General features: G+C 66.8%; 15 protein-coding genes. 13 read left to right on the top strand and 2 right to left on the bottom strand.

The window, feature by feature from the left end:
- Positions 1–92 precede the first annotated feature (92 nt).
- The 7 genes from EPO55_RS06525 to EPO55_RS06495 are packed head-to-tail and all read left to right on the top strand — an operon-like array spanning position 93 to position 9,634.
- On the top strand, positions 93–896 hold the full coding sequence (locus tag EPO55_RS06525; RefSeq protein ID WP_296335745.1) for an ABC transporter ATP-binding protein: 804 nt from the start codon (positions 93–95) through the stop codon (positions 894–896).
- Between the two features lie 8 nt (positions 897–904).
- Positions 905–2,698, top strand: a complete 1,794-nt coding sequence (locus EPO55_RS06520; RefSeq protein WP_296335744.1) for a NirA family protein — start codon at positions 905–907, stop codon at positions 2,696–2,698.
- Positions 2,695–4,275: a sulfite reductase subunit alpha gene (locus tag EPO55_RS06515; protein WP_296335742.1), complete on the top strand. Its 1,581-nt coding sequence runs from the start codon at positions 2,695–2,697 to the stop codon at positions 4,273–4,275. The genes EPO55_RS06520 and EPO55_RS06515 overlap by 4 nt, the downstream gene beginning before the upstream one ends.
- Positions 4,276–4,280: 5 nt before the next feature.
- The gene (locus EPO55_RS06510) at positions 4,281–6,911 is read left to right on the top strand and encodes a nitrate reductase (RefSeq protein ID WP_296335740.1); all 2,631 of its coding nucleotides are present in this window, start codon (positions 4,281–4,283) and stop codon (positions 6,909–6,911) included.
- Positions 6,911–8,335 carry a siroheme synthase CysG gene (cysG, locus tag EPO55_RS06505; protein WP_296335737.1) on the top strand — a complete coding sequence of 475 codons (1,425 nt, stop codon included), beginning with the start codon at positions 6,911–6,913 and terminating at the stop codon, positions 8,333–8,335. The genes EPO55_RS06510 and cysG overlap by 1 nt, the downstream gene beginning before the upstream one ends.
- Before the next feature lie 53 nt (positions 8,336–8,388).
- Positions 8,389–9,135 carry a DUF882 domain-containing protein gene (locus EPO55_RS06500; protein ID WP_296335736.1) on the top strand — a complete coding sequence of 249 codons (747 nt, stop codon included), beginning with the start codon at positions 8,389–8,391 and terminating at the stop codon, positions 9,133–9,135.
- A gap of 4 nt (positions 9,136–9,139) precedes the next feature.
- On the top strand, positions 9,140–9,634 hold the full coding sequence (locus EPO55_RS06495; RefSeq protein ID WP_296335734.1) for an O-acetyl-ADP-ribose deacetylase: 495 nt from the start codon (positions 9,140–9,142) through the stop codon (positions 9,632–9,634).
- A gap of 10 nt (positions 9,635–9,644) precedes the next feature.
- Here the strand turns inward: EPO55_RS06495 and EPO55_RS06490 are convergent, their stop codons facing one another.
- Positions 9,645–10,232, bottom strand: a complete 588-nt coding sequence (locus tag EPO55_RS06490; protein WP_296335733.1) for a DUF924 family protein — start codon at positions 10,230–10,232, stop codon at positions 9,645–9,647.
- A 49-nt stretch (positions 10,233–10,281) separates the two neighbouring features.
- On the opposite strand from EPO55_RS06490, the gene EPO55_RS06485 reads away from it, so the two are divergent.
- Positions 10,282–11,847 carry a sulfatase-like hydrolase/transferase gene (locus tag EPO55_RS06485; protein WP_296335731.1) on the top strand — a complete coding sequence of 522 codons (1,566 nt, stop codon included), beginning with the start codon at positions 10,282–10,284 and terminating at the stop codon, positions 11,845–11,847.
- Between the two features lie 3 nt (positions 11,848–11,850).
- Here the strand turns inward: EPO55_RS06485 and EPO55_RS06480 are convergent, their stop codons facing one another.
- Complete coding sequence (locus tag EPO55_RS06480) at positions 11,851–13,032, bottom strand: mandelate racemase/muconate lactonizing enzyme family protein (protein ID WP_296335730.1); 1,182 nt, start codon at positions 13,030–13,032, stop codon at positions 11,851–11,853.
- 108 nt (positions 13,033–13,140) lie between these two features.
- On the opposite strand from EPO55_RS06480, the gene EPO55_RS06475 reads away from it, so the two are divergent.
- Genes EPO55_RS06475 through EPO55_RS06455 form a run of 5 tightly spaced genes read left to right on the top strand, consistent with a single transcriptional unit; the run spans position 13,141 to position 16,764 of the window.
- Positions 13,141–13,896 (top strand): SDR family oxidoreductase, encoded by a 756-nt coding sequence (locus tag EPO55_RS06475; RefSeq protein WP_296335728.1) that lies wholly within the window; start codon positions 13,141–13,143, stop codon positions 13,894–13,896.
- Positions 13,897–13,918: 22 nt separating this feature from the next.
- On the top strand, positions 13,919–14,296 hold the full coding sequence (locus EPO55_RS06470) for a rhodanese-like domain-containing protein (RefSeq protein WP_296335726.1): 378 nt from the start codon (positions 13,919–13,921) through the stop codon (positions 14,294–14,296).
- The gene (locus EPO55_RS06465) at positions 14,296–15,114 is read left to right on the top strand and encodes a universal stress protein (protein ID WP_296335724.1); all 819 of its coding nucleotides are present in this window, start codon (positions 14,296–14,298) and stop codon (positions 15,112–15,114) included. Before EPO55_RS06470 ends, EPO55_RS06465 begins: the two co-directional genes overlap by 1 nt.
- A gap of 2 nt (positions 15,115–15,116) precedes the next feature.
- Positions 15,117–16,115, top strand: coding sequence for an LLM class flavin-dependent oxidoreductase (locus tag EPO55_RS06460; RefSeq protein WP_296335723.1), 999 nt, complete (start codon positions 15,117–15,119; stop codon positions 16,113–16,115).
- Positions 16,116–16,134: 19 nt separating this feature from the next.
- Positions 16,135–16,764, top strand: a complete 630-nt coding sequence (locus tag EPO55_RS06455; RefSeq protein ID WP_296335721.1) for a nitroreductase family protein — start codon at positions 16,135–16,137, stop codon at positions 16,762–16,764.
- The last annotated feature ends 296 nt before the right edge of the window (positions 16,765–17,060 follow it).

Genomic DNA, 17,060 nt, shown 5'->3' with positions numbered 1-17,060 from the left:
ATCGGCATCGTCGGCTTCCTGCTCGACAAGCTGATCGCCACGGTCGGTCACTTCGTCTCGCACGGCGTCTCGGCGCAATAGGAGGACCGGTCATGAACCAGCCCTATCTCAAGTTCGAACAGATCGGCATGAGCTTCCGTCGCGGCCAGATGGAGACGGAAGTGCTGCGTGACGTGAACCTGCGTATCGATCAGGGCGAGTTCGTGTCCATGATCGGCCATTCCGGCTGCGGCAAGTCGACGTTGCTCAACATCCTGGGCGGCCTGCTGCAGTCGACCAGTGGCGAGGTCTTCCTCGAAGGCAAGGTGGTGGACGAGCCCGGTCCCGACCGGGCCATCGTCTTCCAGAACCACTCGTTGCTGCCGTGGCTCACCGTCTACGGCAACATCGCCATCGCCGTCGACAAGGTGTTCGGCTCGCGCAAGAACAAGGCCGAGCGCCACGACTGGGTCATGCACAATCTCGAGCTGGTGCAGATGGCCCAAGCCAAGGACAAGCGCCCGCACGAGATCTCGGGCGGCATGAAGCAACGGGTGGGTATCGCCCGGGCGCTCGCCATGCAACCCAAGGTGCTGCTGATGGATGAGCCGTTCGGCGCGCTCGACGCGCTGACGCGCGCTCATCTGCAGGATAGCGTGATGGAGATCCACGCCCGACTCGGCAACACGGTCCTGATGATCACCCACGATGTCGACGAGGCGGTGTTGCTGTCGGATCGCGTGGTCATGATGACCAACGGCCCCGCGGCTACCATCGGCGAGATCCTGGCCATCGACTTGCCGCGGCCGCGCCGCCGGCTCGAACTCGCGACCGATCCGGAATATGCGCGCTGCCGGGCGGCGGTTCTGGAGTTCCTTTACGCCCGTCACCGGGTTCCGGCGCGGGCGGCGGCCTGAGTGGCGACATGAGCGACTTCGACGACCAGCAGAAGCAATGGCTGCAGGGCTTCGTCAGCGGTATCGAGGCGCGCAAGGCTGCGGACAAGCTGGCGGGTCGCACCGTCGGTGCACCGGCCGCGGCGCAACTAAATCAGGGGGGCGGGCCTGATACCCTGCAGCACGTCGCCCAGGACCGCGCGATTGCGGAAGGCGGCAAGCTGGTCGTCGAGGAGAAGGCCAAGCGGGAGCGCCATCCGCTCGATCGTTGGGACGAGGTCGTGGGTCGCGCCGAGGCCGGTCAGTTTCCCAAGGGCGTCGATGTCCTCCTCACCAAGTATCATGGCCTCTTCTATGTCGCGCCGGCGCAGAACTCCTACATGTGCCGGCTGCGCATCCCCAACGGCATCCTGAATGCCTGGCAAATGAAAGGCCTCGCCGATGCCGCCGACTCCTTCGGCGGCGGCTACGCCGATGTGACGACCCGCGCCAACCTGCAGATCCGGGAAATTCCCGCGCAGCATGGCGTCGATCTGCTGCTCGCAGTGCAGGATCTCGGCCTGACGGCGCGCGGTTCCGGCGCCGACAATATCCGCAACATCACTGGCAGCCCGACCGCAGGCATCGATCCGCAGGAACTCTACGACACCCGGCCGCTGTGCCGCGCCATGCATCACTACATCCTCAATCACCGCGAGATGTACGGGCTGCCGCGCAAATTCAACATCGCCTTCGATGGCGGCGGCCGCGTGCCGGTGCTGGAAGATACCAACGACATCGGCTTCGTGGCGACGGAGGTGACGGGTGGCGAGGGCTTCGAGTCGGGCATCCATTTCCGCCTGCAGCTGGGCGGTATCACGGGGCATCTCGATTTTGCCTTCGAGACCGGTGTCCTCCTGAAACCCGAGGAATGCGTGACGGTGGCGGGCGCCGTCGTCCGGGCTTTTGCCGTCCACGGCGATCGCACCAATCGCCAGAAGGCACGACTCAAATACGTGATCGACCGGATGGGACGCGAGGCGTTCCTCAAGGAGGTCGAGAAGGAATACGGCAAGGCCCTCCGTCGCGCGGCCGGCGCCGAAGTGACGTCGCGCGTGCCTGCCGACAAGCACGGCCACATCGGCGTCCACGACCAGAAGCAGCCAGGGCTAAATTATCTCGGCCTGGTGCTGCCGGTGGGCCGGCTCACATCCGAGCAGATGCGTGGCATTGCCCAGATCTCCGAGCGTTTCGGCAGTGGTACGCTCCGGCTCACCGTGTGGCAGAACCTGCTGATCTCCGACGTTGCCGACCGCGACGTCGGCATTTGCATCGCCGCCATCAATGCCCTCGGCCTCGGCATCGAGGCCAGCGCCATCCGCCGCGGCCTTGTCGCCTGTACCGGCAACGCCGGCTGCAAGTTCGCGGCCTCCAACACCAAGGGCCATGCCCTGAAGCTGGCCGACTATCTCGAGATGCGCGTGGCCATCGACACGCCGGTGAATATCCACCTGACGGGCTGCCACCATTCCTGCGCCCAGCATTACGTCGGCGACATCGGGCTGCTGGCCGCCAAGATCGATCGCGGCGAGGAAAGCGTCGAGGGCTATCACGTCTATATCGGTGGCGGTGCCGCCTCGACCAAGGAGCAGGCGATGGCTCGCGACTACGCCCAGTCGGTGGCGTTCGACGATCTGCCGCCGTTGCTCGAGCGCCTGCTCGCCGCCTATCTCGCGCACCGCCGGGCCACGACCGAGTCGTTCTTCGAATTCTGCGGCCGGCACGAGGTCGCCCAGTTGCGCAAGCTCGCCGACGAGGCGCCAGTCCGGGCGCTGGCGGCATGAACGCCATTACGCCTCTGCCGTCGCTTATTCCGGAGAACGCGCCGTTCTCGACCGAACAGCGCGCTTGGCTGAACGGCTTCTTCTCCGCCTACCTCGGGGTTGCCGAGACGGTTGCCGGCGAGAGCACCGAGGTGGCCGAGCCCGAAGACTTTCCCTGGCACGATGCGTCGCTGGCTATGCCGGAACGGCTGGAACTCGCCAGGAATGCCAAGCCCGAGCGCAAGCTGATGGCGGCGATGGCGCAGCTCGATTGCGGGCAGTGCGGCTATCTCTGTCAGACCTATGCCGAGGCCGTGTGGTCGGGTGCCGAGGCCGACATGGGCCGCTGCGTGCCGGGCGGCAAGGAAACCCAGCGTAAACTGAAGGAACTGATCGCGGTACTGGAGGGAGAGCGCGGCGCGCCGTCCGAGATGCCGGCCGCCAAACCCGCCGGCGTCCATGGCTTCTCGCGCGACCGCCCGGCGCTTGCCACGCTGGTCGATGCCCATCCGCTCAACCGCCCGGGCTCCGAGAAGGATGTACGCCATGTCGTGCTGGATCTCTCGACCACCGATGTGACCTACGAGGCCGGCGACAGCCTGGGTGTCTTCGCCCGCAAGAACCCGCAGCTGGTCCAGGCCGTTCTCGACCGTATCGGTGCTACCGGCGAGGAGATGGTGGCGTTCGACGGCGAGGCATTGCCGCTCCGCCAGGTCCTGCTGAGCAAGGTCGATATCGCCCGTCCCAGCGATGAGTGCATGCTGTTTCTGGCAACGCGCGCCTTCAACGGCGAGGAGGCGCTGAAGCTGCAGGCGCTGGCCGAGGGCAAGGGACCGCCGGAACTGGCCGATGCCGACCTGCTCGACCTCCTTCATGCCTTCCCGTCGGTGTCGCCGTCGCTGCCCGGCTTGCTGAAAGCGCTGGACCGCCTGCAGCCCCGACTCTACTCGATCGCGTCATCGTCAAAGGCCCATCCACGCGAAGTTCATCTCACGGTGTCGGCGGTGCGCTGGGACAACAACGACCGCACGCGCACCGGCATCGGCTCCTGCTATCTCGCCGACTTTGCCAAGCCGGGTGATGTCATCCCGGTGTACGTCCAGAAAAGCCACGGCTTTGCCCCGCCGGCCGACGACAACGCGCCGGCGATCATGGTCGGACCGGGCACCGGCATCGCTCCCTTCCGTGCCTTCCTGGAGGAGCGCGAGGCGCGCGGTGCGGCCTCGGGAAAGAAGGGGGGCCGCAACTGGCTGTTCTTCGGCGACCAGAAGCGCGCAACCGACTTTCTCTACGAAGACCAGATCGCCGACTGGCAGCGCCGCGGCCTGCTCGACCGGCTCGATCTCGCCTTCTCGCGCGATCAGGCGGAGAAGATCTACGTCCAGACCCGCATGCGCGAGAACGCGGCGGAGCTTTGGGCGTGGCTGGAAGAGGGCGCCCACTTCTATGTCTGCGGCGATGCCAAACGCATGGCCAAGGACGTCGAGGACACACTGCTGCAGATCGCTGCCGAGCATGGCGGCAAGAGCGCAGGTGAAGCCAAGATCTGGCTCGACGGACTGGCCAAGGCCGGCCGCTACCAGCGCGACGTTTATTGATCCCCATGGTCCGCACCACGTGCCCCTATTGCGGTGTCGGTTGCGGGATCGTCGCGACGCCTGACGGACGGGGTGGGGCGACGATTGCGGGCGATCACGACCATCCCGCCAACCGCGGGCGGCTCTGTTCCAAGGGCGCGGCGCTGGGCGAAACGCTGTCGCTCGAGGATCGACTGCTCCACCCCGAGATCGACGGCCGGCGCGTCTCGTGGGAGACGGCGCTCGACACGGTCGCCGGCGGCTTCCGCGATATCATTGCCGAGCATGGACCGGACGCCGTCGCATTCTATGTCTCGGGCCAGCTCCTAACCGAAGACTACTACGCCGCCAACAAGCTCATAAAAGGCTTCCTCGGCACTGCCAACATCGACACCAATTCCCGACTCTGCATGGCCTCATCGGTGGCAGGCCACAAGCGTGCCTTCGGTAGCGACACCGTGCCCGGCCTCTACGAGGATTTCGAGCTCGCCGATCTTGTGGTTCTCGTCGGCAGCAATCTCGCCTGGTGTCATCCCGTTCTGTTCCAGCGCCTGGAGGCGGCCAAGCGCGCACGGCCCGCGATGAACGTCGTGGTGATCGACCCGCGCCGTACCGACACCTGCGAGATCGCCGATCTGCATCTGGCGCTCCGGCCGGGCAGCGACGTCGCGCTGTTCAACGGCCTGCTGGCCGAACTGCACCGCCGCGGCGTCACGGCGAAGCACTATGTCGACCGGCATACGCAGGGCCTCGAGGGGGCGCTGCTCGCTGCTCGCGCAACCGATCTCGCGCAATGCGACCTGCCTGCGGCCGATGTCGCAACCTTCGTCGAGTGGTTCGCGCGCGCCGAGAAAACGGTGACGCTCTATTCGCAGGGCGTGAACCAGTCGAGCGCCGGCGTCGACAAGGTGAATGCCATCATCAACTGCCACCTGCTCACCGGGCGCATCGGCCGACCGGGGATGGGGCCGTTCTCGATCACCGGCCAGCCCAACGCCATGGGCGGCCGCGAGGTGGGCGCGCTCAGCAACACGTTGGCCGCGCATATGGACTTCGCCCTGGAAGACGTCGATCGCGTCGGCCGCTTCTGGCAGGCGACGCGGATGGCGAACCGGCCCGGATTGAAGGCGGTTGAACTGTTCGATGCGGTGAAGACCGGCCGGATCAAGGCGGTGTGGATCATGGCGACCAATCCGGTCGCGAGCCTGCCCGATGCAGACGCTGTGCGCGCGGCGCTGAAAACCTGTGAATTTTCCATCGTGTCCGAGGCGGTGCGCGCCAGCGATACCGTCGATGCCTGCCGGATCCGCCTGCCGGCGCTTGCCTGGGCGGAGAAGGACGGCACGGTCACCAACTCCGAACGCTGCATCTCGCGTCAGCGGCCGTTCCTTCCCGCGCCCGGCGAGGCCCGGCAGGACTGGTGGATCGTGGCCGAGGTCGCGCGCCGCCTGGGTTTCGGCGAGGCTTTCGCCTGGACCGGTGTGGCCGATATTTTCCGTGAGCACGCCGCCCTCTCGACCTTCGAGAATGACGGCCGCCGGGATTTCGACATCGGCGCCCATGCCGCCATCGACGATGCGAGCTACGACAAACTCTCTCCCTTCGTGTGGCCGGCGCGCGCAGGTTCGGCGGCAGGCAGTCGGTTCTTCGCCGACGGCGGCTTCTTTCACGGCGACCGTCGCGCCCGCTTCATCGCGACGGCGCCGCGAGCGCCCATGCATGCGATCGATGCCGAGCGTCCTCTGCGCCTCAACACCGGCCGTGTCCGCGACCAGTGGCATACGATGACGCGCACCGGGAAGTCTGTGCGTCTGGCCGGCCATCGGCCTGAACCTTTGATAGAGCTGCACCCGGACGATGCAGTCGTGCGCGGGCTCGTCGAGGGCGATATTGCCGAGGTGAGCAGCGCCTGGGGGCGCGCCGCGCTGCGCGTCCATTTGACGGATTCTTTGCGGACCGGTGACGCCTTCGCCCCCATGCACTGGACGGCTCAAGTCTCGCGCGCCGGCGCCATCAACGCTGCCGTCAATCCCGCGGTCGATCCGATCTCCGGTCAGCCTGAACTGAAGCACACGCCCGTCGAAATTCGACGTCTTGATATGCGCTGGCATGGCACGATTCTCGCTCGCAGACCGGTGATGCTGCCTGAGATTGCCTATTGGGCGCGCGCGCGGGGCGCCGGCTATCACGCCTACCTCTTGGCGGGCGAGCAGCCGCTTGCCACCGCGCAGCAGGCGCTGTCGGCGTCGGTGCGCGCCACCAATCCGGGGCCGTGGTTGCTCGGCGAGCAGGGCGTGGGTGTGGTGATTGCCGACGGTCGGCTTGAGGCGGTGTTGGTGCTTGGCCCTTCGCACGACGAGCGGGCGCGTGATCGCTTCGCGCCGTTCATGGCGATGGACCGTCTCTCGGTGGAGGAGCGCAACGTGCTGCTGCATGGTGGCAATGCCGCCGATCGCGGCGGCGCCGGTGCCGTCTACGGCACCTCAATCTGCGCCTGCTTTGGCGTGTCGATGGCGACGGTGACCGCGGCGATCGCCAAGGGCGCCACCTCTCTCGCAACCCTGGGCGCGGCCACTCACGCCGGCACCAATTGCGGCTCCTGCCGTCCCGAACTGCGGGCGCTGCTGCGTGCCGCGCGTCTTGAGAAGGCCGCCTGATGCAGACCTTTCCCTTGTTCATGTCCTTGCAGGGCCGCCGTGCGCTGGTCGCTGGCGGCACCGAGGCGGCGGCGCGCAAGGTCGAGCTGCTGCTGTCGGCCGGCGCCCAGGTGAGCCTGATCGCCGACACCGTCGTGGGCGAGATTGCCCAGTTGATCGACGAGGGCCGCATCTCGTGGGCGGGCCGCGCCTTCGACGAGGCGGATCTCTCCGGCGTCTCTCTGGTCGTGGTCGCGAGCGACGATGAGGCCCTGCAGGCACGTGTCTCACTCGCTGCTCAGCAGCGCTGCCTGCCGGTGAACGTGGTCGACCGGCCCAAGCTTTCCAGTTTCATCATGCCTGCCATCGTCGATCGGGCGCCGATCACTATCGCCATCTCGACCGGCGGTGCTGCCCCGGCGCTGGCGCGACGGCTCCGGGCCGAGATCGAGCGTGCGATGCCGGCCGCGATCGGCCGTCTCGCGCGCTTCGCCGAAGTCTTCCGTGAGCAGGTGCGCCGCACGCTCGAGCAGCCCCGCACGCGCCGCCGCTTCTGGGACCGCGTGTTCGAGGGCCGCATCGCCGAACTTGCGCTGGCCGGTGACGAGATAGGGGCCCGGCGTGAACTGATCCGGCTGCTCGACGGCACGCGCCACGAGGCCGAGCCCGCAACCGGCATGGTGCATCTGGTGGGCGCCGGCCCCGGCGATCCCGATCTGCTGACGATGAAAGCCCACCGCCTGCTGCAGCGGGCAGATGTCGTGGTCTACGACCGCCTGGTCTCGGCCGAGGTCCTGGCCATGGCACGACGCGACGCCGAGCGCATCTACGTCGGCAAACGCCGCGCGAAGCACTGCTTGTCCCAGGACGAGATCAACCACCGGCTGGTGGCGCTGGCGCGTGCCGGCAAGAGCGTGGTGCGGCTGAAGGGCGGCGATCCGCTCGTGTTCGGCCGTGGCGGCGAAGAGATCGAGGCGCTGGCGCGTGCCGGCGTCGCCGTCGAGGTCGTGCCCGGCGTGACGGCGGCACTCGGCTGCGCCGCCAGCGCCGGCATTCCGCTGACGCATCGCGATCACGCCCAGGCCTGCGTCTTTGTGACGGGTCATCTCAAGAACGGCAGTGTTGATCTCGACTGGCCAATGCTGGCGCGGCCGCGCCAGACGGTCGTCATCTACATGGGGGCAAACTCATTGCCCGCGATTGCGAGCCAGCTCGTCGCCCACGGCCTGCCGGCGTCGACGCCGGTCGCCCTCGTCGAAAACGGCACGACCGACCGCGAGCGGCGCGTCGTTGGCACGCTCGCCACCATCGAACGCCAGGCGATGCGGGCACAGCTGCAGGGTCCGACGCTCTGCATGGTGGGCGAGGTCGTGGGCTTGGCGATGGCCCAATCCGGAGGGGTCAAGGCCGGTGAATTTCACTTTGAGTCGCGAGTCAGTCTCTGATAAGAGCATCTGTGATAAAAATGCAACAACCCGGGGCGGGGATGCGGTTTTATATGTTGAGCTTGACGGCCGTGCTGGCGTTTGCCGGCACCAGCGCCGCCCAGACCAATCCCGCCGGATCGATCACGCCTGAGGTCCTGCGCGGCACGACGGTCGATCCAGCCACAAAAAAGGCGCCGGCCGGAGCGAAGACCGCGGTGCCCGCCAAGAAAGTCACAGCCCAGAAGACCGCCGCCGCGCCGACCGTGCAGCGCGGCACCACGCAGCGGGCGACCCCGGAGACCCTGCGCGCCGCCCGCTACGGCGGGTTCGCGCCGGCCCAGCCGCCCGGCCCGCCGCCACCGCTCGATACGGTCAGTCCGCGCAGCCTCAGTTTCGTCAGCTTCAACACCCAGGAGACACTCACCGTCACCTACTGGTCGAACGGCGCCTATCACCGGGACGCACTCGACAAGCTGAACCATTTCCTGCGCGACAGTCGCGACAATGCGCTGACCGAGATGGACCCGCTGCTGTTCGACGTGCTGTGGCACACGGCGCAGATCGTGGGTTATGGCGGCCCGGTCGAGGTGTTGTCTGCCTTCCGTTCGCCGACCACCAACGCCTGGCTGGCCAGCGTCAGCCGCGGCGTGGCGCGCGACAGCCAGCACATGAACGGCAACGCCATGGACATTCGCTTCCCCGGCGTGCCGGTGTTCAAGATCCGCCAGGCCGCGCGGTCGCTCAACATGGGCGGCGTCGGCTTCTATCCGCGCTCCGGTTTCGTCCACCTCGACACCGGTCCGGTTCGTTACTGGTAGCAATGTGAGCGGCATCGAGATCGTCGAGGGCGACATCACGCGCCTCGACGTCGATGCCATCGTGAACGCTGCCAACGAAAGCCTTTTGGGCGGCGGTGGTGTGGACGGCGCGATCCATCGTGCCGCTGGTCCCGAATTGCTCGCCGAATGCCGCGGTCTTGGCGGCTGCCCGACCGGCGAAGCGATAATCACCAATGGCTACAGGCTGAAGGCGCGCCACGTGATTCACACCGTCGGTCCGGTATGGCGCGGCGGGAATGCCGGTGAGCCCGAACTGCTGGCGCGCTGCTATCGCAATTCCCTGGCACTCGCCGTCGTGCATGGGCTGCAGAGCATCGCCTTTCCGGCCATCTCGACTGGCGTCTATGGATATCCCAAGGAACCCGCCACCGAGATCGCCATGCGCGAAGCCCGCATGATTGCCATGCCCCAGCGTATCGTCTTCTGCTGCTTTGATGCGGCGACGGCGGCGCTCTATCGCGAGCTGCTGGGGGCGTAGCCCTCACAGCTTACTGCCCGTAGCGCTTAGCGTCCCTGAGATAGTCGAATTCCTCGGCTGTGGTCGCCCGTCCCAACACCTCGTTGCGATGGGGAAAGCGGCCGAAACGGGCGACCACGTCGCGGTGCGCGGCGGCGGATTTCAAGTTCTCCTCGCCGCCGATCGTGTCGAACAGCGCGCAGGCCAGGTGCTGGTCGGCCAGCGCCTCGCTATGGCCGAACGGCATGTAGAAGAAGAGCCGCAGGTTGGGTGCGAAGGCCGCAGGATAGAAGCGGGCAAGCGCCAGCCGCGCCGTCTCCAGCGCCTTGGCATCGCCACTGAAGGCGCGGGCGGTCTTGCGGAAGCAATTGCGCGGGAACTGGTCGCAGAGAAGGATCAGCGCCAGCGCACCCTCGGGCAGGTCCTTCCAGGCATCGAGTTCGCCCGCCACCGCCTGCTCTATTCTGGCGCCGAAGCGCGACACCGTCTCGGCGTCGAAGTCGGGTGTGCTTCGCCACCATATCTCGCGCGCCTTGGCGTGATCAGGATGGCCAAGTGGCAGGAACCAGAAATCGAGGATGTCGTGGATGCCGGGGGAGATGGACGGGACGTCGGTCATGGGGCTTAGATAGGCCCGCGGCGCCCGAGCCGTCGAGCGAGGAAAAATCGTGGGCAAGGTCAAAAACGTTTTGTTCATCATGTGCGACCAGTTGCGCGCCGATCACCTGTCGTGCGCCGGCCATCCGCATCTCGAGACGCCTGCCATCGACGCGCTTGCCAAGCGCGGCGTGCGCTTCCCGCGCGCCTATGTGCAGTCAGGTGTCTGCGGCCCCAGCCGCATGAGCTACTACACCGGCCGCTACATGTTCTCCCACGGCGCCACCTGGAACCGCGTGCCGCTCTCCTTGCGCGAAAAGACCATCGGCGACTACCTCGCCCCCGCCGGCATAAAGGTGGCGCTGGCCGGCAAGACCCACGTCATGCCGGACCTCGAGGGCCTCGAGCGCTATGGCATCGAGGGCGGCTCGGCGCTCGATGCACTGCTACGCGCCGGCCGCTTCGAGGAGATCGACCGCTACGACGGCCACCATCCGCCGGGCAAGGAGAGCGGCTATGCCGACTATCTCCGCCAGCAGGGCTACAATGCCGACGATCCCTGGAGCGACTACGTCATCGCCGCCGACGGGCCGAACGGGGACAAGCTTTCCGGCTGGCACATGCGCAACGTCCACCTCCCCGCACGCGTGAAGGAAGAGCATTCCGAGACCGCCTACATGACGCGCGAGGCCATGCGCTTCATGGACGAGCAAGGCGACAGCCCCTGGTGCCTGCATCTCTCCTACGTGAAACCGCACTGGCCCTACATGGCGCCTGCGCCCTATCACAACATGTACGGCGCCGCCGACATGCTGCCGCTCAATCGCGACGAGCAGGAGCGGGTCGACGAGCATCCCGTGCTGGCCGCCTACCGCGAGCATGAGGAATCGGTCTCATTCTCCCGCCCCGAGGCGCCCGGCATCGTGCGCCCGGCCTACATGGGCCTGATCCGCCAGATCGATGACTGGCTGGGCCGCCTGTTCGCCCATATGGAGAAGAGCGGCCGCCTCGACGACACGCTGATCTTCTTCACCGCCGATCACGGCGATTTCCTGGGCGACCATTGGCTCGGCGAAAAGGAGATGTTTTATGAGGAGGCGCTGCGCGTGCCCTTCATCGTCGTCGATCCCGATCCCGAAGCCGACCTGACGCGCGGCACAGTCGATGAACGCTTCGTCGAGGCGATCGACGTTGTGCCGACAATCCTCGAGGCGCTGGGCCTGCCGCCGCACGACCATCTCGTCGAGGGCCGTTCGCTGGTCCCGCTCACGCGCAGGATCCATCTCGACACCTGGCGCGATGCCGTCTTTTCCGAGCTCGACTATTCCTTCCGCGAGGCGCGGCTGATCCTGAAGCGCGGGCCGCGCGACTGCCGTGCCATCATGGTCCGTACCGACCGCTGGAAATATGTGTGGTGGCAGGACTTCAGGCCGATGCTGTTCGACCTCGCCAACGACCCGAAGGAGCGGCGCGACCAGGGCGCCAACGAAAACTATGCGCGTATCTGCCGCGAAATGGAGCAGCGGCTGGGCGACTGGTTGCGCGCACGCAAAACTCGTGTGACGGTGGACGATGCCTACGTCGCTCAGCGCACCGCTACGCACAAGAAGGCTGGCGTCTTTTTCGGCCAGTGGTGATCATCAGCCGCGTTGCTTGACCGGATGTTTCCGCAATCCGGTCTCGTCTACTTCCACTCCCCAGCCCGGGCCCGTCGGCAGGATGTAGTCGCCTTTCTCGATGGTCGGCGGGTTCTTCACGAAATCGTCGCGCCATGTCACGCTGTCGATGTCGATCTCCATGATGCGGAAATTGGGCACGGCAGCGCAGAAATGGGCGCTGATGGCGCTGGCGAGATGGCCGTAGAAATTGTGCGGCGCCACGTTCACCTCGTAGACCTCAGCCATCGCCGCGATCTTCAGCGACTCGTAGAAACCGTTCCAGATCACGTCGACGATGGCGGTGTCGAAGGCATAGGCCTCGAAGTAGGGCCGGAAGTCGCGGCGCTCCAGCAGCGTCTCGCCCGAGGCGATCGGGCAGGGCGCGTCGCGGCGGATCAATGCGATCGACTTCGGATCGTGGGCATCGAGCTCGAGCCAGGTGAGTCCGGTCGGCCCCACGGCCTCGGCGATGCGCCTGAACCCTTCGGTGCGGAAATGGAAATTGAGGTCGAGCATGATGCCGACGTCGGGGCCGCAGCCCTTGCGAAAGGCCTCCACGGTCTTGGCGGCGCTGCGGGCGATGAAGGCGTCCCAGTTGCGCTCGGGAAAGCCGCGTCCGACGACGAAGCCCGGCCGGTAGGCGGTGATCTGGCCGTCGATCTCGATGGCGATATTGGTCTTCAGCGCCGGGAAGCCGCGCGCTTTCACTTCCTGGCCGACCTTGGTCATGTCGTCATAGGTCCGGACCGGCGACGTGCCGACCAGCTCGGCGTTGCGCATGCGGTAGGAGCCGCAGTGCGACCAGTAGACCGGGATGCGGTCGCGTAGCTTGCCGCCGAACAGCTGATAGACGGGGACACCCAGCGCCTTGCCCTTGATGTCGAGCAGCGCGTTCTCAATCGCCGCGATCGCCTGGCGCACCACGCCGCCGCGCGATTGGGTCGACTTGGTGGCGAGCGCGGCGTTGATCAGCTCGAGCTCCATCGGGTCCATGCCGACGACGTTGGGCATCAGGACCTCGATCACCGCGGAGAGGCCGGGACTGCCGAAGCTCTCGTTGTATTCCGACCAGCCGACAGTGCCGTCGTCGGTCACAAGCTTGAGGAACGAGAAGGAGCGCCATCCCGCGTCGCACTGAAAAATCTCGTGACTTTTGATCTTCATCGTTTCCCCCGGCGTATGTCCGTTGCCGCAGATTGAAACATCGGAGGAAGCAGCACAATGTCGGGCGGAGATCTGAAGGGACAGAGGATGGTTTGCCGGTATCCTGAAATGCGCGGCAAGGTGGCGCTCGTGACCGGCGGCACCAGCGGCATCGGCCTGGCGACAGCCCAGGGCTTTGCCCGCGAGGGGGCCACGGTGGTGATCACCAGCCGCAACGAGGAGCGTGCGCAGGAGGCATTGAAGAGCTTCGGCAAGGACGCCGCGGCGTCGTGGATCGGGAGCGACACGTCGGATGGCGCCTCGGTGGCGCGGCTGATCGGGCAGATCGTGGAACGCCACGGCCGGCTCGACTATGCCTTCAACAACGGCGGCGGCATCGGCGGCGAGGACATCGCGCTGATCGGCGACATGAGCGAGGAAAGCTGGCGGCGGACGATCGACGGCTATCTCACCTCGGTCTTTCTCTGCATGCGCCACCAGCTGCCGGTCATGCTGACGGCCAAGAGCGGCGTCATCGTCAACATGTCGTCGATCTACGGCCTGCGTGGCCATTCGATCCCGGGCGGCGGCGCCTATGCCGCGGCCAAGCACGGCGTGCTGGGCCTCACCAACAGCGCTGCCCGGCAATATGCCGCGAGCGGCGTGCGCATCACCGCCGTCACCCCGGGTTGGGTCGAGACGCCGCCCATCGTCGAATGGATGAAGGCCGATCCGAAATTCGCCGCCACCATCACCGGCATGACGCCGCGCGGAAAAATCGCCTCGCCCGACGAAGTCGCCAACGCCGTGCTCTTCCTTTGCTCGGGCGCTGCTTCGGCTATGATCGGCAGCCCGCTCATCGTCGATGGCGGATTTTTGAGTTGATGTTCCATCAGGAGAAAGCCCCATGAAGACCGTCCAATCGATGCTGGCCGAAGCCGACGCCGCCGTGCCGCGTATCAGCCCCGACGAGGCCAGGAAGCTGGTCGGCCGGGCCGACGTGCTGTTCCTCGACGTGCGTGAGCCGGCCGAGGTCGCGACCTCGGGCAAGGTGCCCGGCGCCGTCGCCGTGCCGCGCGGCCTCGTCGAGTTCCGCGCCGATTCGGCCTCGCCGATGCACGACAAAGCCTTCGACAAGTCCAAGACGGTGGTGGCTTATTGCGCTTCCGGCGGCCGCTCGGCGCTGGTCGGGAAGACGTTGAAGGACATGGGTTACGCGAACGTGCGCAACCTCGGTGGCTTCAAGGGCTGGGTCGATGCCGGCGGCGAGGTCGAGAAGGTCTGATGTACAGGTCGATCCTTGCGATCTCCGAGGGCGGGCCGGAGGCGGCGATTTCGTTCCGGCTCGCCCACAGGATCGCGTCGATGTTCGGCGGCACCGTGGATGCGGTCCATTTCTCGGAGACCCATCCCGGCGATGCCGATATCGCGGCCCAGGCCATGCCGTTCCTCAAGCGCGTCACCGACGATCGCCTGAAATCCCGCGCGCTGGAGTCCGAGCGCGCCTACAAGGAGTTGCTCGCCTCCCTGCCGGGCGCCACCTTCACCGGTGGCCATGCCGTCACGCGCGACCAGCTCGTCCGCATGGGACGGTTCGCCAACCTCGTGCTGGTCGGCCGGCCGAGCCTCGATGCCGAGAACATCGCGCCGGAGACGGTGAAGGCCGCGATCTACGATTGTGCAGGCCCGGTCGTCGTCGCGCCGCCCAATGTGGGCGAGGGCGGGTTCTCGTCCGTCGTGGTCGCCTGGAACGGCAGTGCCCAGGCAGCGCGGGCCGCGGGCTTTGCCCTGCCGTTTCTCGCTCACGCGGCCAAGGTCACGATCCTGGTCGCCGATGCATCGCCTGGCGATCTCGGCATGCCTTTTCTGCTGCGCACGCTCGGCCGTCACGGCGTCAATGCCACCGTGGAGACGATGGATCATGGCGACATCACCGGCCGCGCCCGTGGTCGCGCCCTGCTGGAGTACACCAGGGACAAGGGCGCCGACCTCCTGGTGATGGGCGCCTATGGACACGGCGGGCTCACCAACTTCCTGGGGCTGGGTGGCGCCACCGCGAAGGTGATTGCCGCCTGCCCGGTCCCTCTCTTGCTGGCGCACTGAAGATGAAGCTCGGTCTCTACATGGCGACCCAATGGCGCCAGGGCGCCGACCTCGGGCCCGAGCTCGCCAACCTGATCGAGCAGGTGCGCGTGGCCCGCGCGAGCGGCCTTGCTTCGCTCATGGTCGGCCAGCATTTCGTCTCCAGTCCGCTGCAGATGTTACAGGCCATGCCGCTGCTGGCACGGCTCGCGTCGGAGGCCGAGGGCATGCGGCTGGGGCCGGGGCTGCTGCTGCTGCCACTCCTCAATCCGGTCGTGGTCGCCGAGGAAACCGCCACGCTCGACTGGCTGACGGGCGGCAACGCCATCATCGGTCTCGGCCTCGGCTATCGCCAGGAGGAGTTCGATTCCATCGGCATCCCCTTCAAGGAGCGCGTGCCGCGCTTCGTCGAGGGCGTCGAGGTGATCAGGAAGCTGTGGCGCGACGACGTCGTGGAACATCGCGGCCGCTTCCACACCCTCACCAAGGTGCAGGCCAGCATCAAGCCGAAGCAGCCCGGCGGCCCGCCGATCTGGATGGCGGGCGACGTCGAGGCCGCGGTCAGGCGCGCCGGCAAGCTCGCCGACGCCTGGATGCCCTCGCCGATGGTGAGCGAGGAGAACGTCGGCCGCCTGGGCGCACTGTTCCGCGAGACGCGCGCCGCTTCAGGCCTGCCGCCGGCCACCGAGTTTCCCATCATCCGCGAATGCCATGTCGGCCATGGATCAAATGCGCTGGACGAGGTGCGCGAGCCGCTGGGCTTCAAGTACGAGGCCTACGCCGCCTGGAGCGGCGACTCGGGCTTCGTGCCCAAGGACGGCATCCGCGCCGATTTCGACAAGTTCGCCGCCAATCGCTTCATCATCGGCTCGGAGAGCCAGGTGGTCGACCAGATCGGCCGCTACGGCGAGCGCACCGGCACCGACCATATCCTGCTCCGCGTGCAGTGGCCCGGCCTCGACCAGAAGACGGCGATCCGCACGCTCGAGCGGCTGGGCCGCGTTGTGGAGAAGCTCGCGTAATCGACCGAGGGAGAGACGAATGCCCGACCTGTTCGAGATCATCGAATCCTGCCGCGCGATGCGGCGGCTGAAGCCCGACCCGGTGCCCGACGCGCTGATCGCCAGGATCCTGCGCGCCGGCGCTTGCGCGCCCAACGGCGGCAACACCCAGAAGTGGCGCTTCCTGGTGATCAAGGACCGCAAGATCAAGGACGCGGTCGCGCTCTGGTACAAGAAGGCCTTCGACGAGGTGATCGGCCCGCGCTATCGCACCAGCGAGCCGCCCCCCGGCGTCAGCAAGGAACGCTACCTCCGCCAGACGGCCGCGGTGGAATATCTCACCGACCACTACGCCGAGGCGCCGGTCTGGATCGTGGCCTGCCTGGAAGACGGCCCGACGCCCAACCGCATGGCCGGCTCCTCGATCTATCCGGCGGTGCAGAACATGGTGCTGGCGACGCGGGCCCTCGGCCTCGGCACCACGCTGACCACCCGCCATATGCTGTTCGAGAAGGAAGCCGACGCCGCACTCGGCCTGCCCGCGGGCGTCCACTCCTACGCCATCCTCCCGATCGGCTGGCCGATGGGCAAGTTCGGCCCGGTCGGCCGCGGCCCGCTCAAGGAGATCGTCTACCAGGATCGCTGGGGCGAGCCCTACGCCGGCGTCTAGAATCGCTGGCCCAACTTTTCAAAAGTGGCCCAACTCGGCCGACAGAATATCGGCTCTCCGCGCGCCGGAAAGTCAATGAATACGGCATTTCAACCGCCTCGGCGGGCCCACCTGAAACGTGGGCGTGTTGGGCCCGAAGTTGGGCCCGGAGTCCGACCCCCTCCGGCCCTATGGGCCACCTCCCCCGCAGACGGGGGAGGAGGAAGAGGTCGATTTAACTCCTCCCCCGTCTGCGGGGGAGGTGCCCGCGTAGCGGGCGGAGGGGGTCAGAGGTTGTTGGACCCGCGAGTAAGGAC

It is taken from the genome of Reyranella sp., assembly GCF_004296935.1.
Classification (GTDB): Bacteria; Pseudomonadota; Alphaproteobacteria; order Reyranellales; family Reyranellaceae; genus Reyranella.
This window is presented reverse-complemented; position numbering and strand designations above follow the sequence as displayed.

Coding starts and splice junctions, on each gene's coding strand:
- EPO55_RS06475 (WP_296335728.1), top strand. CDS start 13,141: ATGCGCGGCAAGGTGGCGCTCGTGACCGGCGGCACCAGCGGCATCGGC.
- EPO55_RS06525 (WP_296335745.1), top strand. CDS start 93: ATGAACCAGCCCTATCTCAAGTTCGAACAGATCGGCATGAGCTTCCGT.
- EPO55_RS06515 (WP_296335742.1), top strand. CDS start 2,695: ATGAACGCCATTACGCCTCTGCCGTCGCTTATTCCGGAGAACGCGCCG.
- EPO55_RS06500 (WP_296335736.1), top strand. CDS start 8,389: ATGTTGAGCTTGACGGCCGTGCTGGCGTTTGCCGGCACCAGCGCCGCC.
- EPO55_RS06520 (WP_296335744.1), top strand. CDS start 905: ATGAGCGACTTCGACGACCAGCAGAAGCAATGGCTGCAGGGCTTCGTC.
- EPO55_RS06455 (WP_296335721.1), top strand. CDS start 16,135: ATGCCCGACCTGTTCGAGATCATCGAATCCTGCCGCGCGATGCGGCGG.
- EPO55_RS06480 (WP_296335730.1), bottom strand. CDS start 13,032: ATGAAGATCAAAAGTCACGAGATTTTTCAGTGCGACGCGGGATGGCGC.
- EPO55_RS06490 (WP_296335733.1), bottom strand. CDS start 10,232: ATGACCGACGTCCCGTCCATCTCCCCCGGCATCCACGACATCCTCGAT.
- EPO55_RS06470 (WP_296335726.1), top strand. CDS start 13,919: ATGAAGACCGTCCAATCGATGCTGGCCGAAGCCGACGCCGCCGTGCCG.
- EPO55_RS06460 (WP_296335723.1), top strand. CDS start 15,117: ATGAAGCTCGGTCTCTACATGGCGACCCAATGGCGCCAGGGCGCCGAC.
- EPO55_RS06465 (WP_296335724.1), top strand. CDS start 14,296: ATGTACAGGTCGATCCTTGCGATCTCCGAGGGCGGGCCGGAGGCGGCG.
- EPO55_RS06510 (WP_296335740.1), top strand. CDS start 4,281: ATGGTCCGCACCACGTGCCCCTATTGCGGTGTCGGTTGCGGGATCGTC.
- cysG (WP_296335737.1), top strand. CDS start 6,911: ATGCAGACCTTTCCCTTGTTCATGTCCTTGCAGGGCCGCCGTGCGCTG.